13 protein-coding genes are annotated in these 11,177 nt (G+C 28.2%); 9 read left to right on the top strand and 4 right to left on the bottom strand.

Annotated features, from left to right (window positions below):
* Both ACTTBE_RS07920 and rsmA read left to right on the top strand, forming a co-directional pair.
* Positions 1-762: 4-hydroxythreonine-4-phosphate dehydrogenase PdxA (locus tag ACTTBE_RS07920; protein ID WP_440677870.1), on the top strand; the 762-nt coding region annotated here is incomplete at its 5' end.
* Positions 759-1,544 carry a 16S rRNA (adenine(1518)-N(6)/adenine(1519)-N(6))-dimethyltransferase RsmA gene (gene rsmA, locus ACTTBE_RS07915; RefSeq protein WP_440677869.1) on the top strand — a complete coding sequence of 262 codons (786 nt, stop codon included), beginning with the start codon at positions 759-761 and terminating at the stop codon, positions 1,542-1,544. The genes ACTTBE_RS07920 and rsmA, both read left to right, overlap by 4 nt.
* On the opposite strand, the gene gmk is transcribed toward rsmA, so the two are convergent.
* From gmk to fabD, 4 genes are read right to left on the bottom strand one after another with little or no spacing between them, the layout of a single operon-like run.
* Positions 1,533-2,165 (bottom strand): guanylate kinase, encoded by a 633-nt coding sequence (gene gmk, locus ACTTBE_RS07910; protein WP_440677868.1) that lies wholly within the window; start codon positions 2,163-2,165, stop codon positions 1,533-1,535. The two genes, rsmA and gmk, sit on opposite strands and share 12 nt — an antisense overlap.
* 8 nt (positions 2,166-2,173) lie before the next feature.
* Positions 2,174-2,413: an acyl carrier protein gene (locus ACTTBE_RS07905; RefSeq protein WP_008544320.1), complete on the bottom strand. Its 240-nt coding sequence runs from the start codon at positions 2,411-2,413 to the stop codon at positions 2,174-2,176.
* A gap of 48 nt (positions 2,414-2,461) precedes the next feature.
* On the bottom strand, positions 2,462-3,199 hold the full coding sequence (gene fabG, locus ACTTBE_RS07900) for a 3-oxoacyl-[acyl-carrier-protein] reductase (RefSeq protein WP_440677867.1): 738 nt from the start codon (positions 3,197-3,199) through the stop codon (positions 2,462-2,464).
* Complete coding sequence (gene fabD, locus ACTTBE_RS07895) at positions 3,196-4,122, bottom strand: ACP S-malonyltransferase (protein WP_440677866.1); 927 nt, start codon at positions 4,120-4,122, stop codon at positions 3,196-3,198. Before fabD ends, fabG begins: the two co-directional genes overlap by 4 nt.
* An 86-nt stretch (positions 4,123-4,208) precedes the next feature.
* Here fabD and rpsF point away from each other — a divergent pair, with 86 nt between their 5' ends.
* The 7 genes from rpsF to purF all read left to right on the top strand — a co-directional run bounded on the left by rpsF (position 4,209) and on the right by purF (position 11,174).
* A complete protein-coding gene (gene rpsF, locus ACTTBE_RS07890; RefSeq protein WP_262589557.1) occupies positions 4,209-4,562 on the top strand; it encodes a 30S ribosomal protein S6 in 354 nt (117 codons plus the stop codon).
* Positions 4,562-4,834, top strand: a complete 273-nt coding sequence (gene rpsR, locus ACTTBE_RS07885) for a 30S ribosomal protein S18 (RefSeq protein WP_262589558.1) — start codon at positions 4,562-4,564, stop codon at positions 4,832-4,834. The genes rpsF and rpsR overlap by 1 nt, the downstream gene beginning before the upstream one ends.
* Positions 4,834-5,292 carry a 50S ribosomal protein L9 gene (gene rplI, locus ACTTBE_RS07880; RefSeq protein WP_440618674.1) on the top strand — a complete coding sequence of 153 codons (459 nt, stop codon included), beginning with the start codon at positions 4,834-4,836 and terminating at the stop codon, positions 5,290-5,292. The genes rpsR and rplI overlap by 1 nt, the downstream gene beginning before the upstream one ends.
* A gap of 69 nt (positions 5,293-5,361) precedes the next feature.
* Positions 5,362-6,780, top strand: coding sequence for a replicative DNA helicase (locus ACTTBE_RS07875; protein WP_440677865.1), 1,419 nt, complete (start codon positions 5,362-5,364; stop codon positions 6,778-6,780).
* Positions 6,781-6,800: 20 nt separating this feature from the next.
* Complete coding sequence (locus ACTTBE_RS07870; RefSeq protein WP_440677864.1) at positions 6,801-9,194, top strand: efflux RND transporter permease subunit; 2,394 nt, start codon at positions 6,801-6,803, stop codon at positions 9,192-9,194.
* The gene (locus tag ACTTBE_RS07865) at positions 9,194-9,739 is read left to right on the top strand and encodes a CvpA family protein (protein WP_440677863.1); all 546 of its coding nucleotides are present in this window, start codon (positions 9,194-9,196) and stop codon (positions 9,737-9,739) included. The genes ACTTBE_RS07870 and ACTTBE_RS07865 overlap by 1 nt, the downstream gene beginning before the upstream one ends.
* Positions 9,693-11,174 carry an amidophosphoribosyltransferase gene (purF, locus tag ACTTBE_RS07860; protein ID WP_440677862.1) on the top strand — a complete coding sequence of 494 codons (1,482 nt, stop codon included), beginning with the start codon at positions 9,693-9,695 and terminating at the stop codon, positions 11,172-11,174. The genes ACTTBE_RS07865 and purF overlap by 47 nt, the downstream gene beginning before the upstream one ends.
* Positions 11,175-11,177 lie beyond the last annotated feature (3 nt).

Raw genomic sequence — 11,177 nt, 5'->3', positions numbered from 1 at the left:
TTAAATAATAATTCAATAAATTTAATTAATATCGATTATAAACAAAAAAAACCTTTTGAAAAAATAACAAATAAATCACAATTATTCTTAAAAAAATCTTTCGATACAGCTTTTAAAATTATTAAAAGGGAAAAAATAGTAAAATTAATTAATGGACCAATCTCAAAAAAAAATTTTTTAAATAAAAAATATTTAGGCATTACAGAATATATTTCAGATTATTTTTCAAAGAAAAATACATGTATGTTAATTTTTAATAAAAAATTATCTGTATGTCCTTTAACCACTCATCTTCCAATAAAATTGGTATCAAAAAAAATAAACAAACTTAAATTAAGAAATAAAATAATTTTAATACAAGATTTTTATAAAAAATTTTTTAATAAAAAACCTCGAATAGGCGTTTTAGGATTAAATCCACATTGTGAAAGTATTCTTCAAAAAAATGAAGACGATGAGGTAATTAAACCTGTTGTTAAAAATATGAAAAAAATAAACTACAAAATAAGTGGACCAATTGCAGCTGACACTGCATTTTTAAAAAATAACCGTAAAAACTTTGATGTTATAATTGGTATGTATCACGATCAAGTTTTAACACCTTTAAAAACTTTATACGAGTATGATGCTATTAATATAACTTTGGGGTTACCTTTTTTAAGAATATCTCCTGATCATGGCCCGAATGAAAAAATGATGGGTAAAAATTTGTCAAACCCATTAAGTTTAATCCAGGCATTAAAATTTTTAGATAAAAATTGATAAAAGCAAAAAAAAGTTTAGGTCAAAATTTTCTTATAGATCATAGAATTTTAGAAATGATCGTAAACACTATTGATATTGAAAATAAAAATATATTAGAAATTGGTCCTGGTACAGGAAATTTAACAAATTATATTTTTAAAAAAAAACCGAAAAAAGTTTTAGCGATCGAGAAAGATAATAAACTTGCTGAAGATCTAAGGAGTAAGTATTTAAATAATTTAGAAGTAATAAACGATGATGTTTTAAATATAAATGAATGTAATTTGTTCGATGAAAAAGTAATTGTGTTTGGAAATTTGCCTTATAATATTTCTACTGAAATATTAAATAAATGGATAACTAACTTAAGTGATAATTTTTGGTTTGAAGCTCTTATTTTGATGTTTCAAAAAGAAGTTGCAGATAGGATTATAGCTAAAATTAACAACTCCAACTATGGGAGATTATCTGTTTTGGTTAATTGGAAATTAAATATAATGAAAATTTCAGATATTAAACCAAGTTCTTTTAAACCAAAACCAAAAGTAGACAGCTCCTTGCTTTTTTTTACTCCTAAAAAAGATTTTTTTAAAATTAAAAATCCTAAAAACTTAGAAAAAATTACAAGAATTTTTTTTAGTAACAGAAGGAAAATGATAAAAAAACCTTACAATCAAATTTTTAATGGTGACTTGAGAGTTTTAGAAAAGCTTAAAATAAATCTTAATCTAAGACCTCAAAACTTAAGTTATGAAACTTATTATAAATTAACTGATGAATATGAAAAATTAACTGGTTAATTTTTCAACATGGTCTCTAATAAAATTTAAATCATAATCTTTAGATCCATTATTAATTTCTGCATCTATTAAATTTATAATTTTTTGATAGCATTTATTGATATCATCATTAATTACGACATAATCATAATTTATCCAATGTAATACATCTCTTTCGAATTGTTTCATTCTTTCTTCAGCAATTAATTTATCTTTCATGTCTCTATTAGAAAGTCTTTTAAACAAAACTTCCTTACTTGGCGGAAGGATAAAAAATGTAATTAACTTATAATCTAATTTTTTATTTTTGATCTGATCTGCACCTTGCCAATCAATATCAAATAAAATATTTTTACCCTCGCTTAAATTATTAATTACTGGAGTTCTTGTTGTACCATACAAGTTGTTAAATACTTTTGCATATTCAAGAAATTCCTCGTTTTTTATTAATCTTTTAAATTCTTCATCATTAACAAAGAAATAATCTTTATTATGCTCTTCACCAGGTCTTGGGTTTCTTGTGGTGTGTGAAATAGATGTAATAAAATTGTCTTTTTTAGACAATAAATTTACAAGTGTTGTTTTTCCTGCTCCAGATGGAGAGGAAAGAATAATCATGACCCCATCATTTTTTGAGGGCATTGAAATTTCTAGTTAGCTTTTCCTTCGATAAATTTAACTGCATCTCCTACAGTTAAAATTTTCTCAGCTTCGCTGTCTGAAATTTCAGATCCAAATTCTTCTTCAAAAGCCATCACTAACTCAACGGTATCTAAACTATCAGCTCCTAAATCATCTATAAAACTAGATTCCTCAGTTACTTTTGCTTCATCGATACCTAAGTGATCTGCTACAATTTTTTTTACTTTGCTTGAAACGTCTTCTGACATATTGATCCTTTTTGTTATATTTCGTTAATAGTTTAAAAAGCTATTTTGTCAAGCCATATACATGCCACCATTAACATGCAAGGTTTCACCATTAATATAGCTAGATTGATCTGAGCATAAAAATCCTACAGCATTTGCTATATCATCAGGCTCTCCTAGGCGTGCTGAAGGTATTTTGGATATAATAGTTTCTTTGAACTTTTCATCAATCTTATCTGTCATTGCTGTTTTTATAAAACCAGGTGAAATACAATTAACATTGATATTTTTCTTAGCATACTCTATGGCTAAACTTTTGGACATAGCAACTATTCCTGCTTTTGATGCAGTGTAATTAGCCTGTCCTAAATTACCTGTATGTCCAACAACAGAAGTAATATTAACTATTTTTCCAGATTTATTTTTTAACATTTTTTTGATAGCAAATTTACTCATCAAAAATGTTGACGTTAAATTAATATCAATCACTTTTTTCCATTCATCCAAACTCATTCTGATTGCCAAGTTATCTTGTGTTATGCCCGCATTATTTACAATACAATCTAAGCTACCACCTAGTTCTTTTGTTGCATTTTCAATAAATTCCTCAATTTTTTCACTCTGAGATATATCGAACTTTAAAATATTTATTTTTTCGAATTCTTTTTTTAACTCTTCAAGTTTTTCTATTCTTGTTCCTGAAGCTAAAATATTTGCACCACTTTCATATAATTTTTTAACAATTGAATTTCCTATTCCTCCAGATGCACCTGTAACTATTATGTTTTTATCTTTTAAATCATTCATATTTTTAAATTTTCAATATCCTCTAGACTGTTTATCGTGTTAATTTTAACTTCTCTATTAATTCTTTTTACCAAACCTGACAAAACTTTCCCAGGTCCAATTTCTATAAAATGATCTACATCATTATTTATAATATTTAAGACACTTTCTCTCCATCTTACTCTATTTTCAATTTGTTTTATTAAAAGTGATTTTAAATCTTCAGAATTTGAAATAGCCTCAGCTGTTACATTTGATATCAACTTATTGCTTCCATCAGAAAATGAAATCTTATTTAATTCTTCTGTCATAATCTCTGTTGCTTTATTCATAAGGCTACAATGAAAAGGAGCACTGACAGGAAGTTTGATGTTTTTAATAGAATTTTCTTTTAATACTTCAATTAATTTTTCTAAATCCTGAGTTTTTCCACTCAAAACTATTTGTCCCTCTGAATTATCATTAGCTATTTGTGCTATAAATTTGTTCTCATTATCTTTAAATATTTTTTCTATCACCTCAACAGTTGATCCAAGCACTGCAACCATACCACCCTCACCCTTTGGCACAGAATTTTGCATGGCATCACCTCTGATTCTTAAAATTTTTAAAGTTTCAGCAAAGTTTAAATATCCAGCACAAGATAAAGCAGAATACTCGCCTAATGAATGCCCAGCAAAATACTTTGCTTTGTTTAAATCTATATTAAATTCTTTTTTAATAACGTTAAATATAGAATAGCTTATTAAAAAAATTGCTGGTTGAGTATTTGCTGTTAAATCAAGCTCCTCTTTTGGTCCTTCTAATATTAACTTTGAAATTGAATAATTTAATGTCTCATCCGCCTCTTTAAATAGTCCTTTCACAAGATCAAATTTGTCATAAAACTCTTTTCCCATTCCAACTATTTGAGACCCTTGACCTGGAAATATTACTGAAAACATATAAAAATATTACTAATTTTGTGTTTTTATCTATTGTAATTGAACTTTTATAATAGTATATCCTCACTTTTTATTAAAGAACATAAATGAACTTATACGAACATACTATTATAGCTAGACAAGATACTTCTCCAAGCGAGTTAAAGCAGTTAACTGAAAAATATTCAAAAATTGTTGAAAAAAATGAAGGTGAAGTTGTAAAAACTGAGAACTGGGGCCTTCTAAACCTTTCTTACTTAATAAAGAAAAATAAAAAAGGAAGTTACATTCACTTTAAGATTAAAGGTAAAGGTAAAGTAGTTGAAGAGTTAGAGAAAAATGAAGCTATTGATAAAAAATTACTAAGATATCTTACTGTTAGAGTAAAAGAATTTGATTTAGATACTAACTACTTTGGAAAAAAAGAAGATAGTGAAAACAAAGAAAGCGCCAAAAACTAATGCCAAAAAGACAAAGTGGAAATAAAAAAGGAAAGCAAAGTAACTTTGCAAAACTAAGTATTTTTCAACCAAATAAATATAAATTCAAAAAAACTTGCCCACTTTCAGTAAAAGGTGCGCCAAAAGTTGATTATAAAAATATCAAACTTTTGAAAAGATATGTTTCTGAAAATGGTAAAATTTTACCTTCAAGAATTACTAATGTTTCTCAAAAGAAACAAAGAGAATTATCTTTATCAATTAAGAGAGCAAGAAACCTAGCTTTAATATAATGAAAGTTATCTTATTAGAAAACGTTAAAAGAATTGGATCTATTGGTGAAGTAATAGATGTAAAGAGAGGTTTTGCTAGAAATTTTTTAATAGCTAACAAAAAAGCTCTATACGCATCTAAAGAAAACATCAAAGAAGTTGAAAAAATTAAAGCTGATTTATCTAAAAAAGACAATGAGAGAAAACAAGAAGCAACTAGTATTGCAGAACAAATAAATAATAAAGAATACTCAGTTCAAAAATTAAGCACAGAAAACAATGAGCTTTATGGTTCAGTGAAACCAACTGAAATTTCAAAACTTATTCAAGAAGAAAATAAAGTTGAAATTAAACCTTCAATGATACAACCAGTCGAAGAAATTAAATCTTTAGGAAAATTCAAAGTTAAAATTTCTTTACACTCAGAAGTTGATGCTGAAATAGTAGTTAACGTTACATCAGCAGATACAATTCAATAATTATACATTCTTTTCAACAGCTAAAAATTAAAATTTAAATACTAAATTTTTTTCTATAAATTCATAAATATGGAAAGCAATTTAAGTATCGTTAAAGATAAATTCAAAGAATTACCAAACAACATTGAAGCAGAACAAGCTGTAATTGGTTCGATACTAGTGAGTAATGATATTTTTGATGAGGTTAACACAATTATTTCATCTATTAATTTTTATGATCCTATGCATCAAAAGATATTTGACGCTATTGAAAGCCTTATCTATAAAGGTATGCTTGCCAATCCCATTACTTTAAAAAATTATTTTGAAGATGAAAAAGATGACATTAATGTTCCAGAGTATTTAGTAAAAGTAACTAAATTTTCTACACCTGTGAGACAAGCAGTAGAATATTCAAAAATAATATATGATATGTTTGTCAGACGTGAATTAATAAAAATTTCTGAAGAAACTATCGATAGTGCTAAACTTAATGACCTTGATACTAGCGGTCAAACTATAATAGAGAATTCTGAAAGACAGTTATTTGATTTAGCTGAAAAAGGATCTTTTAGCTCTTCACTTATTAAATTTGACGATGCCATGAAACAAACTATAGAGATGGCTTCAGCCGCTTACAAAAACGAAGAAGGAATTGTTGGAGTTCCAACAGGGCTTAGAGATTTGGATGATAAACTTGGTGGTTTGCACCAATCTGATTTGATCATTATTGCAGGTCGTCCATCAATGGGTAAAACCTCACTTGCTACAAATATTGCATTCAATGCTGCTCAAAAATTACAAGATAGTGGTAAAAAATCTTCTATAGCTTTTTTCTCTTTAGAAATGTCATCTGAACAACTTTCAACTCGTATTATCTCAGAACAAGCAAGAATTAGCTCAAACGATATAAGAAGAGGGAGAATTTCTGATGATCAATTTGATAAATTTCTTGAGACTTCTAAAAATATAGCAGAACTTCCACTTTATATTGACGAAACACCAGCAATTAGCATTGCTGCACTAAGTAACAGAGCAAGACGAATTAAGAGACTATTTGGATTAGATATGATTGTTGTTGATTACATTCAGTTAATGAGAGGAACAACTTATAATAAAGATGGTAGAGTTCAGGAAATTTCTCAAATTACTCAAGGACTTAAAGCAATAGCAAAAGAGCTCGCAGTACCTGTTGTTGCTCTTTCACAGTTATCAAGACAAGTTGAACAGAGAGATGATCATAAACCTCAATTAGCAGATTTAAGAGAATCAGGTTCGATCGAGCAAGATGCAGATGTTGTAATGTTTGTCTACAGAGAAGGATATTATCTATCTAGAAAAGAACCAAGAGAAGCAACTGTAGAACATGCTGAATGGCAAGCTAAAATGAATGAAGTAGCGCACTTGGCTCAAATTATAATTGGGAAACAACGACACGGTCCAATTGGTAATGTTACACTTGAGTTTGAGGAAAGATTTACCAAATTTAAAGATACTCAAACTAATTAATTTCCAATATAAAAGAGCTAATGTTAGCTCAAATGTATCAAAACTTAGTTTTAAGGAACCCAAAGGCAATATTTATATTGCTTCTTATCTCTATTTTAAGCTTTGGTTATTATTCTAAAGATTTTAGGCTAGATGCTTCATCAGAAACATTGTTAATTGATGGAGATCCAGATCTTGCATACTTGCAAGAAATTACTGAAAGATACGGGTCTAAGGAATTTTTAGTTCTCACCTACACTCCTAATGAAGGAATGGTGACAGATTCCTCAATAAACAATCTATTGAGCATAAAATACAAAATTCAAAGTTTAGATTGGGTTCATAGTGTTATTACACTTTTAGACATACCGCTTTTAAACAATTCAGATGCACCACTTCAGGAAAGATTAGAAAGCTTTAAAACTTTGAAAGATGAAGAAGTAGATAGAGAAAGAGGGTTTAGTGAAATTTTAAACAGTCCTGTTTTTAGAAATTTTGTAATTAGTGAAGATGGTAAGACAAGTGGAATCATTGTTAACATCAAACAAAATAAAAAATTAGAAGACATTGAAAATAAATCTAGAGAAGAAATTGAAAATTTTAAAGATCAGATAAAAAAACAAAATCATCAAAACATTTTAGAGATAAGACAAGTAATTCAAAGTTATGGAGATGTTGGAAAAATTTACTTAGGTGGAATTCCAATGATTGCAGATGATATGATGACTTTTATTAAAAGTGATATCATTGTATTTGGTATTGGAGTTTTATTATTTATTATAGCAACTCTTTGGTTTGTATTTAGAAATCTAATTTGGATTATTGTTCCTATAAGTAGTTGTTTTTTCTCTGTAATTATTATGATGGGCCTACTTGGATTACTTGGATGGAAAGTAACTGTTATTTCATCAAACTTTATTGCCTTGATGCTAATTCTTACAATGGCAATGAATATTCACATGAGTACCAGGTTTCTTCAGCTTAAAAAAAATTTTCCATCAAAAAATAACTTTGAAATCATTTCCTTAACAACTAGCAAAATGTTTTGGCCTATATTGTATACAGTTTTAACAACCATTTTGGCTTTCTTATCTTTAATCTTTAGTGAAATTAAACCCATTATAGATTTTGGTTGGATGATGACTTTTGGTTTGATTACATCTTTTATAATAACTTTTACTTTGCTCCCTACTCTTTTAAGTTTTACTTCAACTGGAAATGTATCTCTAAAAAAAGAACAAGACTCTAAAATTACATCGATACTTGGTTCAATTTCTTTAAATAACAAATTTACAATTTTTTCTGCCACTGGAATTATAATTGTCTTAAGTGTCGTTGGAATTAGCAAACTTGAGGTTGAGAATAGTTTTATAAATTATTTTGATAAAAACACTGAAATTTACAAAGGAATGAAGCTAATTGATGAGGAACTAGGTGGAACTACTCCTTTAGAAGTAATTTTAAAATTTCCTAAAAAAGAAGAAAAGAAATCTGAAGAAGATGATGAATTTGAAGATTGGGGAGACGAAGAAGATACAAATGATGAAAAATATTGGTTTACTAAAGATAAAATAGATAGAATTGCGTCTGTTCATAATTATTTAGATAGTCTTCCACAAGTTGGTAAAGTTTTATCTTTTTCATCAATTATTGATGTTGCAACACAACTTAATAATAATAATCCACTTGGTACTTTAGAGATGGGAGTATTATATTCAAAAATACCTGAAAGTATTAAAACAGAAATAATTGATCCTTATCTATCAATAGAAAATAATGAAGCTCGAATAAGTCTTAGAATAATAGACTCTCAGGAAAATTTAAGAAGAAATGACTTAATTAATAAAATTAATTTTGATCTAGAAAATGAATTAGGATTAGAAAAAAATGATTACAAATTAGCAGGAGTGCTAATATTATTTAATAATTTGTTACAAAGTTTGTTTAAGTCACAAATTTTGACACTTGGTTTGGTTATGATTGGTATTTTCTCAATGTTCATTATTTTATTTAGAAATATAAAACTTTCATTAATAGGTGTTGTTCCAAATTTTATAGCTGCATTCTTTATTTTAGGAATTATTGGATTATTAGGAATTCCATTGGATATGATGACTATTACAATTGCTGCAATTACAATTGGAATAGCTGTCGATAACAGTATTCACTATATTTACAGGTTCAAAGAAGAGTTTAATAAACTAAAAGATTACAACAACACATTAAAAACCTGTCACTCAACAGTTGGGGTTGCAATTTTAAATACTTCAATCACAATTGTATTTGGTTTTTCAATTTTAGTATTGTCTAAATTTATACCAACAATCTATTTTGGAATGTTTACAGGTCTTGCAATGTTACTTGCAATGATATCGGTGTTAACATTGCTGCCGGCATTGATATTGGTGGTTAAACCTTTTGGTAAAGATGCTTAATGGTAGATGCTCTTAAAGATTTTTTTGAAGCATCCTCTATTATTGATTTAATCTATATCGCAATAACAATATGGTCTTTAATTAGTTGTTATAGAAAAGGGTTTGTCTTAAGCATCCTTTCAATGGCAAAATGGCTCCTGGCATACGTTATTACTCTAATTTTATTTCCACGTATAAAACCTTATGTAAAAGATATAATTGATAATGAGTATGTTCTTGATGTTGGACTTGGAATAGCAATATTTATAGTTGTTATCTTTTTGGTATTATTAGTTAACAAAGGTATCAGTAAGGCAATAAAATATACTGGCATTGGTGGCTTGGATACTACCTTCGGATTCTTTTTTGGGTTTGTAAAAGCATATATTGTATGTGTGTCTATTTTTTCTGGTGTGCATATTGTTTATAACTACGATAAATGGCCAATTAATTTAAATAAATCATACGTCTTTCCATATTTGAAAAAAGGTAGTAGTTATCTTGTTGAAGAATTTCCTAATGAAAAAACATATCAAGAATCTAAAGAAAAAATTGAAGATATTTGATCCAAAACTAAAAGAAGAATGCGGAGTATTTGGCATAAGCAATGCAAAAGATGCCTCTGCATTAACAGCTTTAGGTTTGCACGCACTACAACATAGGGGTCAGGAAGGTTGTGGAATAGTTACTTTTGATGGTGAAAAATATTATTCAGAGAAAAGATTTGGCTTAGTTGGAGATAATTTCAATAAAGAAAAAGTTTTAAAAAACCTCAAAGGTAATTATGCTATTGGACATAATCGATACAGTACTACTGGTAATAATATTTTAAGAAATATTCAGCCTTTCTTTGCAGATACTAACGCGGGTGGAATTGGGGTATCTCACAACGGAAACTTAACAAATTCAATATCTTTAAGAAACAAGCTCGTAGAAGAAGGAGCAATTTTTTACACTACCTCTGATACAGAAACCATAGTTCAGTTAATTGCTAAATCTAAAAGATCAAAAACAATTGATAAAGTTATTGATGCCATATTCCAAATCCAAGGAGGATATGCTTTGGTAATGATGACCCAAAAATCTTTGATAGGTGTAAGAGATCCTTATGGAATTAGACCTTTGATGATTGGAAAATTAGGTAGTAGCTATGTGCTAGCTTCTGAAACTTGCGCATTAGATATCATTGGTGCGAAATTTATAAGAGAAGTAGAAAATGGTGAAATAGTGTTAATTGAGAATGATGAACTAACTAGTATAAAACCCTTCCCTCCTAGAAAAGTAAGGCCATGCGTGTTTGAATATATTTATTTTTCAAGACCAGATAGCTTACTTGATAACAAAACAGCTTATGAACACAGAAAAAATTTAGGTAAAGAACTTGCAAAAGAAAATGATGTTGAAGCAGATATAGTAGTGCCTGTACCAGACTCTGGTAATGCAGCGGCCCTTGGTTTTGCTCAACATTTAAAAATGAATTTTGAGCATGGTCTAATTAGAAATCACTATGTTGGAAGAACTTTTATTGAACCAAGCCAACAAATTAGAAGTTTAGGTGTAAAGTTAAAATTAAATGCAAACCAAAGCACAATTAAAGATAAAAAAATTATTCTAATTGATGACTCGTTAGTTAGAGGAACTACGTCGTATAAGATTGTTAAGATGTTATATGATGCAGGTGCAAAAGAAGTTCATGTCAGAATTGCTTGTCCTGAGATCAAATATCCAGATTTTTATGGTGTAGATACCCCAACTAAAAAAGAGTTATTAGCAGCAAATAAAACTAATGACGAAATTTGTGAATATATTGGAGCAAAATCACTTAAATTTTTATCTATTGATGGTTTGTATAGAGCAATTGGTTTTGACAAAAGAAATGAGGCTTATCCTCAATTAACAGATCATTATTTTACAGGAGATTACCCTGTTAAACCTGTTGATGAATTGGGTGATAATAAAATAACTCAACTTTCATTATTAAGTACAGCATCTAATAATTAAAAT

Origin of the sequence: Candidatus Pelagibacter sp. HIMB1587 (assembly GCF_052047775.1) — a bacterium.
Classification (GTDB): Bacteria; Pseudomonadota; Alphaproteobacteria; order Pelagibacterales; family Pelagibacteraceae; genus Pelagibacter.
This window is presented reverse-complemented; position numbering and strand designations above follow the sequence as displayed.

Coding starts and splice junctions, on each gene's coding strand:
- gmk (WP_440677868.1), bottom strand. CDS start 2,165: ATGCCCTCAAAAAATGATGGGGTCATGATTATTCTTTCCTCTCCATCT.
- ACTTBE_RS07905 (WP_008544320.1), bottom strand. CDS start 2,413: ATGTCAGAAGACGTTTCAAGCAAAGTAAAAAAAATTGTAGCAGATCAC.
- fabG (WP_440677867.1), bottom strand. CDS start 3,199: ATGAATGATTTAAAAGATAAAAACATAATAGTTACAGGTGCATCTGGA.
- fabD (WP_440677866.1), bottom strand. CDS start 4,122: ATGTTTTCAGTAATATTTCCAGGTCAAGGGTCTCAAATAGTTGGAATG.
- rpsF (WP_262589557.1), top strand. CDS start 4,209: ATGAACTTATACGAACATACTATTATAGCTAGACAAGATACTTCTCCA.
- rpsR (WP_262589558.1), top strand. CDS start 4,562: ATGCCAAAAAGACAAAGTGGAAATAAAAAAGGAAAGCAAAGTAACTTT.
- rplI (WP_440618674.1), top strand. CDS start 4,834: ATGAAAGTTATCTTATTAGAAAACGTTAAAAGAATTGGATCTATTGGT.
- ACTTBE_RS07875 (WP_440677865.1), top strand. CDS start 5,362: ATGGAAAGCAATTTAAGTATCGTTAAAGATAAATTCAAAGAATTACCA.
- ACTTBE_RS07870 (WP_440677864.1), top strand. CDS start 6,801: ATGTTAGCTCAAATGTATCAAAACTTAGTTTTAAGGAACCCAAAGGCA.
- ACTTBE_RS07865 (WP_440677863.1), top strand. CDS start 9,194: ATGGTAGATGCTCTTAAAGATTTTTTTGAAGCATCCTCTATTATTGAT.
- purF (WP_440677862.1), top strand. CDS start 9,693: ATGAAAAAACATATCAAGAATCTAAAGAAAAAATTGAAGATATTTGAT.